Annotated in this window: 11 protein-coding genes; 9 read left to right on the forward strand and 2 right to left on the reverse strand. The window is 41.9% G+C overall.

Going from position 1 to position 16,264, the window contains the following annotated elements:
* Nucleotides 1-468: 468 nt before the first annotated feature.
* The 7 genes from ACSLUR_RS13585 to ACSLUR_RS13615 all read left to right on the forward strand — a co-directional run bounded on the left by ACSLUR_RS13585 (nucleotide 469) and on the right by ACSLUR_RS13615 (nucleotide 8,295).
* On the forward strand, nucleotides 469-1,101 hold the full coding sequence (locus ACSLUR_RS13585; RefSeq protein WP_116000195.1) for a TetR/AcrR family transcriptional regulator: 633 nt from the start codon (nucleotides 469-471) through the stop codon (nucleotides 1,099-1,101).
* A gap of 10 nt (nucleotides 1,102-1,111) precedes the next feature.
* Nucleotides 1,112-2,287: an endonuclease/exonuclease/phosphatase family protein gene (locus ACSLUR_RS13590; protein WP_448555392.1), complete on the forward strand. Its 1,176-nt coding sequence runs from the start codon at nucleotides 1,112-1,114 to the stop codon at nucleotides 2,285-2,287.
* Nucleotides 2,288-2,299: 12 nt separating this feature from the next.
* A complete protein-coding gene (locus ACSLUR_RS13595; RefSeq protein ID WP_448555394.1) occupies nucleotides 2,300-3,679 on the forward strand; it encodes an alkaline phosphatase in 1,380 nt (459 codons plus the stop codon).
* A 653-nt stretch (nucleotides 3,680-4,332) separates the two neighbouring features.
* A complete protein-coding gene (locus ACSLUR_RS13600) occupies nucleotides 4,333-5,085 on the forward strand; it encodes a CsgG/HfaB family protein (protein ID WP_448555396.1) in 753 nt (250 codons plus the stop codon).
* Nucleotides 5,086-5,622: 537 nt separating this feature from the next.
* Nucleotides 5,623-6,585, forward strand: coding sequence for a sensor domain-containing diguanylate cyclase (locus ACSLUR_RS13605; protein ID WP_448555398.1), 963 nt, complete (start codon nucleotides 5,623-5,625; stop codon nucleotides 6,583-6,585).
* Nucleotides 6,586-6,622: 37 nt separating this feature from the next.
* A complete protein-coding gene (gene yjjX / locus ACSLUR_RS13610; protein ID WP_448555401.1) occupies nucleotides 6,623-7,174 on the forward strand; it encodes an inosine/xanthosine triphosphatase in 552 nt (183 codons plus the stop codon).
* Nucleotides 7,175-7,311: 137 nt separating this feature from the next.
* A complete protein-coding gene (locus tag ACSLUR_RS13615; protein ID WP_448555403.1) occupies nucleotides 7,312-8,295 on the forward strand; it encodes an LLM class flavin-dependent oxidoreductase in 984 nt (327 codons plus the stop codon).
* 129 nt (nucleotides 8,296-8,424) lie between these two features.
* Here ACSLUR_RS13615 and ydiJ read toward each other — a convergent pair whose 3' ends face one another.
* Nucleotides 8,425-11,493 (reverse strand): D-2-hydroxyglutarate dehydrogenase YdiJ, encoded by a 3,069-nt coding sequence (gene ydiJ / locus ACSLUR_RS13620; protein WP_448555405.1) that lies wholly within the window; start codon nucleotides 11,491-11,493, stop codon nucleotides 8,425-8,427.
* Nucleotides 11,494-11,671: 178 nt separating this feature from the next.
* Entirely contained in the window at nucleotides 11,672-14,047 is a 2,376-nt protein-coding gene (gene ppsA / locus ACSLUR_RS13625; protein ID WP_448555599.1) for a phosphoenolpyruvate synthase, read from the reverse strand.
* A gap of 218 nt (nucleotides 14,048-14,265) precedes the next feature.
* On the opposite strand from ppsA, the gene ppsR reads away from it, so the two are divergent.
* Both ppsR and ACSLUR_RS13635 read left to right on the forward strand, forming a co-directional pair.
* A complete protein-coding gene (gene ppsR, locus ACSLUR_RS13630) occupies nucleotides 14,266-15,075 on the forward strand; it encodes a phosphoenolpyruvate synthetase regulatory kinase/phosphorylase PpsR (RefSeq protein ID WP_448555407.1) in 810 nt (269 codons plus the stop codon).
* A 134-nt stretch (nucleotides 15,076-15,209) separates the two neighbouring features.
* Nucleotides 15,210-16,262 carry a 3-deoxy-7-phosphoheptulonate synthase gene (locus ACSLUR_RS13635; RefSeq protein WP_448555409.1) on the forward strand — a complete coding sequence of 351 codons (1,053 nt, stop codon included), beginning with the start codon at nucleotides 15,210-15,212 and terminating at the stop codon, nucleotides 16,260-16,262.
* The last annotated feature ends 2 nt before the right edge of the window (nucleotides 16,263-16,264 follow it).

Raw genomic sequence — 16,264 nt, forward strand, 5'->3', positions numbered from 1 at the left:
ACTAAACACTTGTTACACTTTTATGACTGGCATCATTAAAGCATCTTTATTTTACAATTTAATTACAATTTGTCTATTTGGTCAGGTTGTTTTTTGTGCTTTTTGATGCACTAACAACCACTTGTTAACACTCCAGAAAGTTAGCTAACCCCTTTAAATTGCTCAGTTAGTCCTGATTTCTAGTGACTTTGAGAGGAATTTTGTGCGGTTTAAATAAACAAAAATATTTCAGCTATGCGAGCGGAATGTTGCGGTATGATTTGCGAGATTTTTACAAAATAGAACATTTTGTAGGTGGTCATACAGAGTTCACAAAAGTTTAAAATAGCCCCATAGACCAACTTAAATTATTCTTCGTATAATTTGACTATCTGGTTAAACTCTATTTTGGGCTGAATTTTTGTTGTAAACTTAACAAGTTAAATCAAATTGTATTTTAATAATTGGTCAAATATTGGTTAGTAAAGGATGAATGTAGCAAAAAAAGAATCAAAACAAGGAACTATTCGCGCTTTAAGTGAAGCTAAAATCCTCGAAGCTGCGCAAGAGGAATTTATTTTACAAGGTTTCAAAGGTGCGACGGTGCAATCAATCGCCGATCGAGCTGGACTGCCCAAAGCTAACATCCTTTATTACTTCAAAAATAAAGACAATATTTATCATGCCGTATTGGAACGCACATTAGACATGTGGGACGAAGGCATTGGTGATATTGATCCACAAGATGGACCTGCTGCTGCGATTGAAAAATTTATTGCGTCTAAAGTTAGAATGTCATTTCAACATCCTGGCGCATCAAAAATTTACGCCATGGAGATTATCCAAGGTGCACAGCATCTAAAAGACTTTGCAAGAACCTATTTAAGAAAGTGGGTTCGAGAAAAAGCTGCATTATTTCAACATTGGATTGATAGTGGCCAAATGGCTGATATTGATCCGTATCATTTAATTTTTGCCATCTGGTCAACGACTCAACACTACGCAGATTTTGAAACACAAATCTTAACGGTGATGAATCAGGCTGACTACGAAGAAGAAGACGAACAGCAAGTTATTGCGTTTTTAACCGATTTTGTGCTTCGTGGTTGTGGCTTAAAATAAGAACTTATCTATGAAAAAACTCTTTGCCGGTACTGGCTTAATACTATCAACAATGGCGACGGCTATGGCTGCTGATACAATCAAAATTGCCACCTTTAACGTTAGCATGGAAGCACTTAATTACCTCCCTAGAGGTGAGCGCGGCCAAGTTACGCCAAAAGGAAGCGAACTAACGGCAGCTTTGGCTAGCCAACATCAGCAAATCAAAAACATCGCCGAAATTATTCAGCGAGTTAATCCTGACATTTTACTGTTGAACGAGTTTGACCGTACCGACAATAATGCCATTGCATTGCAAAAGTTTTTGACTGATTACCTAGCTAAAAGTCAGCAAGGTCAAGCTGCTATTAGCTACCCCTACTATTACCAAGGCACTGTTAATACGGGTGTAAAAGCGCCGATTGATATCAATGGTGATGGTAAGATCACAACGCCGCAAGATACTTATGGCTTTGGTTACTTCCCTGGTCATTTTGGTATGGCATTGTTATCCAAGTACCCTATTGATCACACCAATATTCGAACGTTTCAAAATTTTAAATGGCAAGATATGCCAAACGCATTAAAGCCAATGCAACCAGAGTCAGATAAAGGTTACTACACTGATGAGGTATGGCAACAACTAAGACTGTCATCCAAATCACACTGGGACGTGCCTGTGATTATTGACAGCAAAGTTATTCACGTACTAGCTAGTCACCCGACACCACCTGTATTTGATGGCCCAGAAGATAGAAACGGCAAACGTAATCACGATGAAATACGTTTTTGGCAAGATTACATCTCAGGTACTAAAGGCAGCTACATTTATGATGACAAAGGCGTAAAAGGTTCATTAAGCCCTGATGCACCGTTTGTTATTTTGGGTGATTTAAATGCCTCGACAACTGATGGCGATGCCAATAAAGACGGCATAGGTAATTTACTCGCCCATGCTAGCGTTAACGATCCTACGCCTAGCAGTCAAGGTGGTGAGCAAAGCAAGCCAGATAACCCAAATGCACAATACCACACTGCTCATTGGGGTATGCGCGCCGACTATGTATTGCCATCAACGTTTGGTTGGAAACTAACAGATAGCGGCGTCTTCTGGCCAACCAACGATTCGCCGCTATATCGCTTAATTGATAGTCGCGCGGCTTCTTCAGATCATCGCCTCGTTTGGGTCGAACTTTCGTTAAAATAATTGAGAATCACAATGCGTAAATTACTCTCTTCTTTATGTGTTTTAGCAGCATGTAGTGCTGCAGCAAAAGAACAACCGCACAATATTATTATGGTGATAGCTGATGGCATGGGGCCAGCTTACACCACAGGTTACCGCTACTATAATGATGATCCAAATACGAAAGCGGTTGAACCGACAATTTTCGATAAATACTTAGTGGGTATGGCGTCAACCTACCCTGCTCTTGTCTCAGGTTACGTTACCGACTCCGCCGCTGGCGCAACTGCTCTTTCAGCAGGGATTAAAACCTACAATGGTGCCATAGGCGTGGACGTTAACAAACAACCAGTAGAAACTGTTTTAGAGCGTGCCAAGCACTATGGCATGAAAACTGGTGCGGTGGTGACTTCACAAGTTAACCATGCAACGCCAGCATCATACCTTGCACATAACGAATATCGCCGAAATTACAATGAAATTGCCGACAGTTACGTAGACGATCGCATCAAAGGTAAAATCAAATTTGATGTCCTGTTTGGTGGTGGTTGGCAGTATTTTATTCGTGACGATCGCCAATTAGTTGAAGAGCTTACTTCACAAGGTGTTCAATACATTGATGCTTACCAACAATTATCAGACTTGCACAACAAACAACCAGCATTAGGTTTGTTTGCTGATGTCGGTCTACCACACGCGCTCGACGATACCGATCGTCACCGCTTATCGAAAATGACAAAAGCGGCGACTAATTTGCTAGCGAATCAAGATAAAGGCTACTTTTTACTCGTTGAAGCAAGCCAAGTAGATTGGGCTGGCCACAGCAATGATATTAGTGCAGCCATGGCAGAAATGGATGATCTGGCTAAAACAATTGAATACTTGGAAGGTTATGTTGCAAAGCACCCTAACACCACTGTTATTCTAACTGCGGATCACAGTACTGGTGGTTTAACGCTTGCAGCTCACGGTGAGTACAAATGGCAGCCAGATGTGCTTAAAAAGCAATTACATTCACCTGCCCATATTGCCAAAGTTTTACTAGAAAAGTCATTCACTAAACAACAAGCAGATGAACTCTTCAACCTAGCGCTTACTCAAGCAGAATACGATGCGCTTGTAAAATCGAAAGTAGACGCTGAGCAACAATTAACGGCCTACGAGCAATTGTCTAAGCCAGAGCAAGGTAAAGCACGTAAGCCTAATACAACTAGACTTGTTGCTAAAACAATTAAGAAATTACTCGATACACGTTCAAATACCGGTTGGACTTCAGGCGGTCATACTGCAATAGATGTACCCGTTATTGCACTTGGTAAATACGCAGAAAAATTTGCTGGCCATCAAGACAACACTCAAATCGCTAAGAAAGTATTTAAGTTATTAGACAAATACAACAAACAGCGAAAATAATAACTAATAAGCCAGAGCATAACTTGCTCTGGTTTAATTTCTTCTGGCATAGTTTGTTCTGGCGTAGCCTTTAGGCAAACGATAATCTACTCAACGACATGCAAGCCTGCGAAACAACTTATTTGGCAACATATTTAGCTTTGAAGTATTTGAATCAATTCTCATTGCCTATTTTTCCAAAAGCTTTTATTTTATCGCCGTTCTTTCTTCAGCGCCGAGCCAGCCCCTTCTTAACCCTGCTAGCTAAATTTACAAATTAAGTTACAAGAAGGTTACAAGTTCCCTATCTTGAGCATAGTGTTTATTGCCATTGGCAGCTTTTAAATGCCTTCAACCTGCGACAAACACTCTAATTTCCTCATTTTATTGCCAACTTTTACATCCCCGTCTAAGGTTTATTAATAGTGAATTTTTCCTAACAGAAAAATAGCTGTGGCCTTTTGAAAACGGACTTTTGGCTGTTATTTACCGTTTCAACAACACTTTTTGACTGTGCTTTTTGGAAAACAGGCATTGTTTAAATTTGCTTAGTTGTTTTTAGCAAACACTTTTATTGAGCAATTCAATAGCTAAAAAACGGGAGAAAAATAATGAAAAAAGGCTTTTTATACTTTAGTACGGTGGCTTGCGCTGTCACTATGTTAAGCGCTTGTATGAGTACAGATCCTAAAATGGGCGGTGGTCAAGGTGGTGGTACTATCACTGGCGGCGCTGGTGGCGCAAACACAGACAATAGAAACAGCCAACTTGAAAGCTGTGATAAAACCCTTGGCACTATGTCAGTTTTTGAAGATCGCAGTCTACCTTGGTGGTCAATGTATCAACGCAGAGCACCTGACTTAGGCAGTACAGTGCCGGTTATCCGATTGATGATACAGCAATCCAACTGTTTTGTTGTAGTTGAACGTGGTGCAGCAATGGCGGCAATGAAAGCAGAACGAGAACTGATGTCATCTGGTGAGTCTCGAGGCGGTAGTAATTTTGGTAAAGGCCAGATGGTTGCCGCTGACTATACCTTATCCCCTTCTATCCAATTCTCTGAAAAAGGCACGGGCGGAATAGGCGCGATAGCAGGTGCGTTATTTGGGTCAGTTGGCGCGGCAGTTGCCGGTGGGTTTAAGAAAAATGAAGCCGCGACCACCTTGCTGTTAATAGATAACCGATCCGGCGTGCAAGTATCAGCTGCGGTTGGTAATGCGGAAAATCAAGACTTCAGAGTCGGTGGTGCTCTCTTCGCTGGAGCCTTGTTAGGTGCAGGAGCATATTCGAATACACCGGAAGGTAAAATTGTTACGGCGGCATTTGCTGACTCATACAACCAAATGGTAAAAGCATTACGTAACTATAAAGCGCAACAAGTTGAAGGTGGTCTAGGAACAGGTGGTAAGCTAGAAGTTCAACAATAAATAGCCCGCTAGCACTGGGGCATATCTTCGCAATGCTCTAGTGCTAGGTTTAATCCCAACTATTAAGCGCACAATACTAATTCCAGAATTTTCCTTAGAGAAGTGCTTTGCAAATTACCATAGACATTTTCCATTAATTAACGCCTAATACCTATTGAATTAAAGAATTATTGAATTAAAGAATTATTGAATTGATATATTCATAGCCCTATTAGCGGTGGAAGAATTAGGCAAACTTGTACAGGCATAGTTGCTCATCGAATAAATTTGGGCGAAATAATCAGCTCTGCTACCAGGTTCCCAAGGAAGAGTTTACCAGGCATAAATACAGAGATATTGGCTATACTTCTGATGTAGGAAAAAGAGAAGTAATCATTCTCTGCAACCATTATCTTGCCTACATGGATTTAGGTACTTAGGTTAGGCATGGAGCTTGTAACCTGTGCCTTTATGCCTTTTAATTCTCGCTGAAAGATTAAATATTTATTTCAATTGGTATTAGTCAACCACTAAACAATAAAGAGTATTGAATTTTAGATGCTGTCCGCCAACAAATTTATTCTTGAACAAACCAAAGAAAATGTGCCGCTCAATAAATGGCAAAAAACCATTAACCTGATGTCGAAACTTTATCAGGTGCCGTCAAGTTTTATTGTGCAATACACAGAACAAGGGTATCAGGTAGTCATTGCCAGTCAGCAAGAAGAAAATCCCTACCCAGCAGGCAGTACCATCCCTACTGCAACCAATATTTTTTGCAAAAAAGTAGTTGAATCACACCAGTTACTCTATGTACAAAACGCCACTGAACTTGAAGAATGGCAAACTAACCCTGAGGTAAGTGACGACGGCTATAATTCTTATCTTGGTATGCCCATTAACTGGCCCGATGGCAAACCATTTGGCACCATTTGTGTTATGGATTTACAAAAAACAGACTATGACAACAATCATATTGAGTTACTATCAGAGTTTCGTTCGGTTATCGAAGATGATTTAGAAATTATTGATAACTACGACAAAATGCAGCAAATCGCTATGGTTGATCCACTTACCAATATACACAACCGACGCGCATTTATGCTGCTTGCCGAACAACGTTTTAAACTAGCGAAGCGAGTGGAGCTATTGTTAGGCGTACTATTTATCGATGCTGATAACTTTAAACAATTAAATGACAAATATGGTCACGATATTGGCGATAAAGTATTGATTTCCATTGCCGAAAGTATCAAAGCCAATATTCGCGAAAGCGATATTCTTGCAAGGATTGGCGGCGATGAGTTTGCATGCGTGTTACAAATAAATCACGCCGAAGATCTAGCTACTATTGCAGAAAAAATTAGTGAACATTATCAACAAGCAAATCGTCAGCTTGCGCTTCCCACCAACACCATTAGTATTGGCTCTGTCGTTGCGGAGAAAAACAAAACTCTTGACGAACTTATTTGCATTGCCGATCAGGCCATGTATCAAGTAAAAGCAGATAAAAAGCGCTAATTTTGTCAAAGAATATTTAACATCTATAAAAAATCAAATGACCACTAACAAACTCAATCTCATCATCGGCTCTAAAAATCCCGTTAAAGTTAATGCTGCAAAAGCTGCGTTTCAATCTTACTTTCCTGAACACGACATCATTGTCACTTCGGTCGATGCACCTTCGGGCGTCGCCGAACAGCCAATGACAGAGGCAGAAACCTTGCTTGGCGCAAAGAATCGTGTGTTGCATTGCCAGCAAGAATTTGGCGATTCCGCCGATTATTATATTGCCATCGAAGGCGGCGTTAATCATTACCATTACGGCCCTGCCGCGTTTGCTTATGTCGTTATTTCTAGTGCCGAAACAAATCAAGAAGCCATTGGCCTGAGTGCCCAACTTCCGTTGCCAGAAGGCGTTTATCAAGCATTGCAACAAGGTGAAGAATTAGGCGATGTAATTGATAAACTCTTTAATACCCATAATGCCAAGCAAAAGTCAGGCGCGATGGGATTATTTACTAATGGTTTAGTGACCAGACAATCTACCTACCAGCAAGCCATGATTTTGGCACTAGCAAAAATTGCCAACGCTAACTTATATCAATAATAACGAAAACCAATAGGTAAACTGCTTTGTCGCACCAAATGTTTTCGTTATATTGAGCGCTAGTGACAAAGCAAAACTCTAGTTAAAAACTTAATTTAAACTTCCAGTTAACCACTTATTTAAAACAAAGCCCAGCTATGACTTTTAAACTTTCGGTATTAGATCAATCATTCGCGCGCACCTTTGACTCAGCCACAACAGCACTACAAGAAACCATCGAGATGGCACAGTTTTGTGAGCAGCTCGGCTACCATCGCTTTTGGATTTCAGAGCATCATGGTTTTGTTGCGCTAGCGGGTAGTGCTCCAGAAGTGTTACTTTCGGCATTGGGCGCGTCGACCAGTAAAATTCGCTTGGGCTCGGGTGGTATTATGTTGCCTCACTACAGTAGTTACAAAGTAGCTGAAGTATTTTCAATGTTATCCAACTTATACCCCGATCGTATTGATTTAGGTATCGGTCGTGCGCCCGGCACCGATATGCTAACCGCTTCAGCACTTGCACCCAATGGTCGTCCGGACTTTCATAAATTTCCACAACAGGTTGAGGAGCTGTGGCATTACCTAAACAATGAAAACGCAGAGCCAACCGTCAGCCCTAAGCCGCCAAAGCATTTGCCAATGTGGATGTTAGGTTCAAGCCAAGACAGCGCGGTGTTAGCTGCGCAGCATGGTTTACCTTACAATTTAGCGCTGTTTATTAACCCACATGCATCAACGCAAGTTACTAATTATTATCAGCAGCACTTTAAACCAAGTGCTAAGCAAGAAACGCCATATACTTCAGTAACAATTGCGACTTTCTGCGCCGAAGATGAAGACTATGCACACCTGCTCGCTAAGAGTTACGAGGTCAATTACTATCGCTACATTACTGGTGAGTGGCAAGGTGACTTCTTAACGCCTGAGCAAGTGGCAAAATATCCTGTATCACCTCAGTTAAGTGCTTTTATCCAACAGCGCCTGCCAAGACGAGCAATTGGCACACCAGCGCAAGTAAAAGCCACCATAGAAGAGATACAAGCCCAGTTTAATGCTGACGAAGTGATGATGGTCTCAAACGTTTACCATTTTGAAGATCGTAAAAAGAGTTTTGAATTAGTGAAAAAAGCGTTTAGCTAGGGTTTGTCTGATACCACTTGCAACCACAAAAATAGCTGACAAAAAAGCCGCTAATAACGAGCTATCACTCATCTAGCGGCTGTTATATGCTTTTATGAAACTACTTTTTAAACGGCAATTTTTAAACGGCTATGATAACAGTTGCGCCAACGCTTCTACTGGATGTCTAGCCTGTACTTTGGCAAAACGTTTCGCCTGACTGCGACATGAGAAGCCCGTTACCAATACTTGTTCATCTTTTAGCTCGTTTAACTTGCCTTGCCAGCTCATTTCAAACAAGGTTTTTGAGTTATCAAGGTTCACGGCTTCATGACCATAAGTACCTGCCATACCACAGCAGCCTACGACTACTTTATCTAGCGTCAAACCAAAGTGACTAAATATTTGCTGCCATTGTTGCTCAGACTTCGGCAAAGCCGTTTTTTCTGTGCAATGAGCAAACAGTTTAAAATCGACACTAGCTGCAACGCTAGGATGCTCTTCTTGAGTTGTAGTTTCTACAACCTTTGCCAACCATTCATGGGCAAGAAACACATTAAAGTCACCACGTTTATCACCCAATATTTGACGGTATTCATCGCGGTAGCATAGCGCTAATGACGCATCCATCCCGACCATGGCAATGCCTAGCTCATGCAACTCATTAAGAAAATCTGCGGTCGACTGTGCAGTTTTGGCAAATCGAGATAAAAAGCCCTTCACATGCTGAGCTTTACCATTAGGTTTAAACGGCAATAATATTGGGTCAAAACCGAGTTTTCTCGCCAATACCATTAGCGCCTCAACAGATTTTGCATCGTAGAAGGTTGTAAACGGGTCTTGCACAACGAGCAAGGTTTTCGCCTTCTCCTGCTCTGTGCGCAGCATTAACTTCGCTAAATCAAACTGGGTAAAATCGCGATTAGCTAATCGCTGCTTTAAGGTTGGGTAACTCAACAATGGCGTATCAACATAGCCGATCGCAGTTTTCGAAAACGATTGATAAATACTTGAGCCAAGTACCGCATTAGTCAGCTTAGGTACTTTCGCCATCATAGGTGTTAATGTTTCAACGTTAGCGACTAAATGATCTTTTAGCGGTCTAAAGTAACGGCTGTGATACAGATTAATAAAGCGAGCTCTAAAATCAGGTACATCAACTTTAATCGGACACTGACTCGCACAAGCCTTACACGCTAAACAGCCTTGCATCGCGTCCATCACTTCATGAGAAAAGTCGTTGTTGTTTTTGTCCGATAAGCTAGTAGAAATACTGTTTTTAACTTTATCTAACAAGCGTTTTACCGACCAACCATCAAGGTCTTCTTCAACTTTAAGTAAATCAACACCTTTGTTTTCCATTAAGCGCAACCATTCACGCATAAGACCAGCACGGCCTTTGGGCGAATGTCTTCGGTCACGCGTAACCTTTGATGAAGGACACATCGGACTCGATGTATCATAGTTGAAACATAAACCGTTGCCGTTACAGCCAAGTACAGATTCGAAAGAGGTTTTAATCGGCGTTGAGATTTGGCGGTCAAAATAGCCACGCTTAGTGTCATCCACTGAGACTAAAGACTCTTGCGAATCTATCGGCGTACAAATTTTTCCCGGATTCATTTTATTGAGCGGGTCAAATGCCGTTTTCACTTTGCGTAACTCGTTAAATAAAGTTTCACCGAAAAATTCAGGACCGTATTCACTGCGATAGCCTTTGCCATGCTCACCCCACATTAGGCCACCATATTTGGCGGTTAACTGTACGACTTGATCGGAAATGGTGCGAAGTAATTTTTCTTGTTCAGGGTCGCACATATCCAGCGCAGGTCTAACATGCAAAACACCGGCATCAACGTGGCCAAACATACCGTAATTTAGTTGGTGACTGTCTAACAATTCACGAAATTCGCCAATAAAATCTGCTAGGTTTTCTGGTGGTACAGCAGTGTCTTCGGCAAAGGCTAGCGGCTTCTGGCTACCTTGCGTGTTACCTAATAAACCCACCGCCTTTTTGCGCATTGCATACAAACGGCCAATACTGCCAAGGTCGTATGTAATTTGATAACCAATAATGCCTTTATCGGCCGCCATATCTTGTTGCAAAATACCTTCAAGCACTTCGATACGCTGTTCTAGTGCTTCTGTCGACTCATCGTTGTACTCAACCATGTTAAGGCCATCCATGACCTTACCCGGCACGTCAGTGATCAAGTCGCTAACGGTGTGCCAAATAATATCTTCTTTGGCAAGGTTAAGTACTTTGCTATCAATGGTTTCAACTGAGGTTGCCTCTGCTCTAACTAAATCAGGCGAGTGCCGTAACGCAGAATCAAAACTATCATACTTAATATTCACCAGCGCTTTAGCTTTCGAGATTGGCGTTAAGTTGAGTTTTGCTTCGCAAACCACCGCCAGTGAACCTTCTGAGCCAGTGATGACACGAGTTGGGTCGAATACGGTTAAGTCATCATTAAAGACGTGCTCTAAATCATAACCGGTTAAAAAGCGGTTTAAGCGCGGGAATTTGTTAAGAATGAGCTCACGGTTATCACGACAACTGGCTAGCAGCTGCTTAGTAATTTTACCTAAACTGCTATTTTCTAACGCTAGCGTTTCCGCCTGCTCAATCGGCATCGGTTGAGTATTAATCAATGAACCATCAGCTAATACTGATGATAGCCCTAATACGTGATCTGAGGTTTTACCATAAACCAATGAACCTTGACCTGAGGCATCAGTGTTAATCATACCGCCAATAGTGGCGCGATTTGATGTTGATAAGTCTGGCGAGAAAAAGAAGCCGTATGGGCGTAAATAGTCATTTAGCTGGTCTTTAACAACACCTGCTTCAACTCGTACCCAATTTTCTTCGACATTGATTTCCAGAATGCGGTTCATAAATTTTGATAAATCTATCACCACACCCGGCGTTAAGCTTTGGCCATTGGTACCTGTCCCGCCACCGCGAGCGCTGAACTTAATATCATTAAATCGCGCTTGGCTCGCTAGTTCAGTAATGAGTTGCACATCTTGTTTAGTGCGTGGGCAAAGCACCAATTGCGGCAACTGCTGGTAGACACTATTGTCGGTCGCTACCGCTAAACGAGCACTATATTGGCTACTAATTTCACCTTTATAGGCAGTTTGCTTAAGCGCGTTAATAAAGTCTTGATAAATCGGTTTAATTAATTCAACAGGGTCTAACCTAGGAAGCATACGAACAGCAATAACAACAAGAAAATTTACAGAAAATCAGTATAGCATGACACTTACTGAATGGGAGTGATAAACGAAAAAAGCCTAAGCAGTTTTTATACTTGCTTAGGCTTTGTTTTTATAGAGCCTTTAAAGCTAATTTTTACTTAGCTTTGATACTACTCAGCTTTTGTATTGCTTAAGCTTGGTATTGCTCAGCAAGGTACAACCAAGTTGGCAATACCGTATCAGGGTTAAGCGAAACACTATCGATGCCCTGCTCTACCAACCAAGCGGCAAAGTCAGCGTGATCGCTTGGCCCTTGGCCACAAATACCCACATATTTACCGCGTGCTTTACAAGCTTTAATCGCCATTGCTAGTAGCTCTTTTACTGCTGGATTACGCTCGTCAAATAAATGCGCGATTAAGCCAGAGTCACGGTCTAGACCCAAGGTTAATTGCGTTAAATCATTTGAACCAATAGAGAAGCCGTCGAAGTAATCTAAGAATTGGTCAGCTAAAAGTGCATTCGATGGTAATTCACACATCATGATCACTTTTAAGCCGTCTTTACCGCGCTCTAAACCGTGCTCAGCAAGAATATCAATGACTGCTGACGCTTCTTCCAAGGTACGTACAAACGGGATCATGATCTCAACATTGGTTAAGCCCATTTCATTACGTACACGTTTTACCGCTTCACATTCAAGGGCAAAACAATCACGGAAGTCTTCAGAAATATAACGAGAAGCACCACGGTAGCCAATCATTGGGTTTTCTTCTTCCGGCTCAAACTCCTCACCACCCACTAGGTTCGCATATTCGTTTGATTTAAAATCAGACATACGAACAATTACGCGCTCAGGTGCATAAGCTGCAGCTAATGTTGAAATACCTTCCGTCAACTTGGCAATGTAGAATTCTACAGGGTTGGCATATCCGGCAATAATGTCGTCAATTTCCGCTTTTAAATCGGCCGATTGTGCATCGTAGTTAAGTAACGCTTTTGGATGCACACCGATCATTTTGTTAATGATAAATTCTAAACGGGCTAAACCAATACCAGCATGTGGCAGGCGAGCAAAAGTAAACGCACGGTCTGGGTTACCCACGTTCATCATTATTTTAAGTGGTAGTTCAGGCATTTCATCCACTTGCGAAGTGGTCACTGAGAATTCCAATTTACCGTCGTAAATAAAACCGGTATCACCTTCAGCACAAGAAACAGTAATTTCGTCGCCCGCTTTAATACGCGTTGTTGCATCACCACAACCAACAACCGCCGGAATACCCATTTCACGAGCGATGATCGCCGCGTGACAAGTACGACCACCACGGTTAGTAACAATCGCTGATGCGCGCTTCATGATTGGCTCCCAATCAGGGTCAGTCATATCTGTTACTAACACGTCACCCGGCTGGATTTTGTCCATTTCTTCAAGTGAAGAAAGCACTTTTGCGGTACCTGAACCAATTTTGTGGCCAATCGCACGACCTTCACAAATCACAGCAGCAGTTTCTTGTAACTGGAACTGTTCCATTACATTAGCGCTTTCTCGGCTACGAACCGTTTCAGGACGCGCCTGAACGATATAAAGTTTACCGTCTAAACCGTCTTTCGCCCATTCAATATCCATTGGACGACCGTAATGCTTTTCAATAATCACTGCTTGCTTGGCAAGCTCCATCACTTCTTCATCAGTAATAGAGAACTGATTCGAAAGTGACTCTTCCATGTCAACAATTTCAACTTGCTTACCGTGCTCTTGGCTATCCGCGTAAACCATTTTAATGGCTTTACTACCAATAGTACGGCGCACCACAGCTGGTTTGCCATTGGCTAACGTTGGCTTGTGTACATAAAATTCATCTGGGTTTACCGCCCCTTGCACCACCATTTCACCTAAGCCGTAGCTTGAAGTGATAAATACCACATCTTCAAAGCCAGATTCAGTGTCAATTGAGAACATTACACCACTTGCTGCAATGTCACTGCGTACCATACGCTGAATACCGGCTGATAGCGCAACACCACGATGATCATAACCTTGGTGAACACGGTATGAGATAGCACGGTCATTAAATAGCGAAGCAAATACGTGCTTAATCGCTACCATTACTGCATCTAGGCCTTTAACGTTTAGGAAAGTTTCCTGCTGGCCAGCAAATGAAGCGTCAGGCATATCTTCTGCGGTTGCCGATGAACGTACGGCAAATGAAGCGTCTTCAGTAAATTCGCCAGCGAGCTTTGCGTAAGCTTGCTCAATGTCTTGTTGCATTTGCGGAAGGAAAGGAGTGTCAATAATCCATTGACGAATAGTAGCGCCGCACTCAGCTAGCGCGTTAACATCGCTAACATCTAGGCTATCTAGCAATTGATAAATTTTGTCGTTTAGGCCACTTTGTTCAAGAAATTCATTAAATGCGAAGGCTGTAGTGGCAAAACCGCCAGGGACTTGCACCCCAACATTAGCCAGGTTTGAAATCATTTCGCCTAATGATGCATTTTTACCGCCAACACGGTCGACATCATTCATTCCCAGCTGTTCATACCAAAGTACGTTTTCTTGCACGACAATATCTCCAAGATTAGTCATTTTTGTAAAGTATATAGTCAAGTAACTCTAGTCACGTTATTAATGCTAACGAGCAAAAGCCACTTGAATATAGACTTCGATCAAAAACAATACCACTAGCTGGAAATATGTTTGATATTTAAAGCGCGGCCATTCTACACTGGAGCCCACGAATACCAAAACAAAATTTGTAAGTTTTCAAAAGAGAGATCAAAATGCGCCCAGCTTTCTATATTTCAGACGGAACCGCGATTACTTCTGAAGTTTTTGGCCATGCCTTACTTTCCCTATTCCCCATGGAGTTTGAACACCATACGATATCTTTTGTAGAAACTGTGGCAAAAGCCGAAGAAGCAAAAGCTAAAATTAATGCTATTTCTAAACGCTCTGGTGAGAAGCCTTTGGTTTTTCATACCTTTGTTAACCCTGAGATAAGAGCAATTATCGATAGCTGTGATGCCATTATTTATAATTTTTTAGAGCATTTCGTTTCGCCACTGGAAAAAGAATTAAGCGTACAAGCCAAACCCAAAGCGCATCGCACCCATAGTATTCACGAAAATAGCTATGACTATCGTATTGATGCGGTTAACTATGCACTAGCGAACGATGATGGTTCAAATGTTACCAACTACGCCGATGCCGACATTATTTTAGTAGGCGTTTCGCGCTCAGGTAAAACGCCAACTTCTCTTTATTTAGCACTGCAATACGGTATCAAAGCGGCGAACTATCCATTCACTGATGACGATATGGACGAGCTTAAGCTGCCTAACTTCCTTAAGCAGCATAAGAAAAAAATCTTTGGTTTAACGATAGATCCAGAGCGATTGATGGACATCCGTGATAACCGCAGAGCAAACAGTAAATACTCCTCGGCCAGACAGTGTCGAATGGAGCTTAGAGAAGTGGAGAAACTCTATAAAAAAGAGAAAATTCCGTTCATTAATTCAACAAAGTTTTCAGTAGAAGAAATCACTGCAAAAATTCTGGCAGAAACGGGCCTGCGTCGTCATAAGTACTAATGCGATAAAACGCGGTAACTAGCGATAAAACTAATTCACTTTAGTTAACTTTTTCGCTATGTTAACCGCAATTATTCATGCTGCCGCTTAAGCCTAAAAGCATACTTGCCGGCAGCACATTAAAGCTAAGTTAAATGACTATCAAAACCGACGAAATTAGAACCACGCTAATTGAGCATCTCGCCTCACCTGCAGAATTAGCTGAGCAAATCCCACTTTCTGAGCAAACCGCTGAATTTATTATCGAAAGTAGAGCGCAAGTAGAACGTATTATTAACAAAGAAGATGACCGTTTAGTGGTTGTTATTGGTCCTTGTTCAATACATGATCCTGAAGCAGCGCTAGACTATGCCAAGCAGCTCAAAGTATTGCATGAAAAATATCAAGACGAGTTAATGATTGTTATGCGTGTTTATTTTGAAAAACCGCGCACAACCGTTGGCTGGAAGGGGCTAATTAGTGATCCTGATCTTGATAAATCTTTCCATGTAGCAAAAGGCTTAAACTTGGCGCGTAATCTATTAGTTGATATTAACGAGTTAGGTTTGCCCGCAGGCACTGAGTTCTTAGATATGGTCACGGGCCAGTATATCTCTGATTTAATTACTTGGGGCGCAATTGGCGCCCGTACTACAGAAAGCCAAGTACACAGAGAGCTTGCCTCAGCACTGTCCTGCCCTGTTGGTTTTAAAAATGGTACTGATGGTAATGTTAAAATTGCCGTTGATGCCATTAAGGCATCCAGCGTCCCCCACGTACTCTACTCACCGGATAAAAAAGGTCAAATGTGTATTTACCAAACACATGGCAATCCTCACGCGCATGTGATTTTACGCGGCGGCAAGGAACCAAACTATCAAGCAAACCATGTTGAAACAGCCCAAGAAGCCTTGTTTGATTCAGGCATTAATAAGCCATTAATGGTTGATTGCAGCCATGGCAACAGCAGTAAAGACCACAGCAAACAACCTTTGGTAGCACAAGACATTGCAGCGCAAATTGCTGGCGGATCTACGGCTATTTTTGGTGTGATGGTTGAAAGCTTTATTGTTGAAGGTCGCCAAGAGGTTATTGATGGCAAAGCGAAAACTTATGGTCAAAGTATCACAGATGCTTGTATCAACTTTAGCACGAGTGAAGACGTGTTAGCGGTACTAGCCGACGCAGTGAAAAAACGCAGAAGTTAAAT

This window comes from Thalassotalea montiporae (assembly GCF_053485855.1).

Excerpts from the sequence above, each read along its gene's own strand:
- ACSLUR_RS13585 (WP_116000195.1), top strand. The coding sequence starts at position 469 with ATGAATGTAGCAAAAAAAGAATCAAAACAAGGAACTATTCGCGCTTTA.
- ACSLUR_RS13590 (WP_448555392.1), top strand. The coding sequence starts at position 1,112 with ATGAAAAAACTCTTTGCCGGTACTGGCTTAATACTATCAACAATGGCG.
- ACSLUR_RS13595 (WP_448555394.1), top strand. The coding sequence starts at position 2,300 with ATGCGTAAATTACTCTCTTCTTTATGTGTTTTAGCAGCATGTAGTGCT.
- ACSLUR_RS13600 (WP_448555396.1), top strand. The coding sequence starts at position 4,333 with ATGAGTACAGATCCTAAAATGGGCGGTGGTCAAGGTGGTGGTACTATC.
- ACSLUR_RS13605 (WP_448555398.1), top strand. The coding sequence starts at position 5,623 with ATGCTGTCCGCCAACAAATTTATTCTTGAACAAACCAAAGAAAATGTG.
- yjjX (WP_448555401.1), top strand. The coding sequence starts at position 6,623 with ATGACCACTAACAAACTCAATCTCATCATCGGCTCTAAAAATCCCGTT.
- ACSLUR_RS13615 (WP_448555403.1), top strand. The coding sequence starts at position 7,312 with ATGACTTTTAAACTTTCGGTATTAGATCAATCATTCGCGCGCACCTTT.
- ydiJ (WP_448555405.1), bottom strand. The coding sequence starts at position 11,493 with ATGCTTCCTAGGTTAGACCCTGTTGAATTAATTAAACCGATTTATCAA.
- ppsR (WP_448555407.1), top strand. The coding sequence starts at position 14,266 with ATGCGCCCAGCTTTCTATATTTCAGACGGAACCGCGATTACTTCTGAA.
- ACSLUR_RS13635 (WP_448555409.1), top strand. The coding sequence starts at position 15,210 with ATGACTATCAAAACCGACGAAATTAGAACCACGCTAATTGAGCATCTC.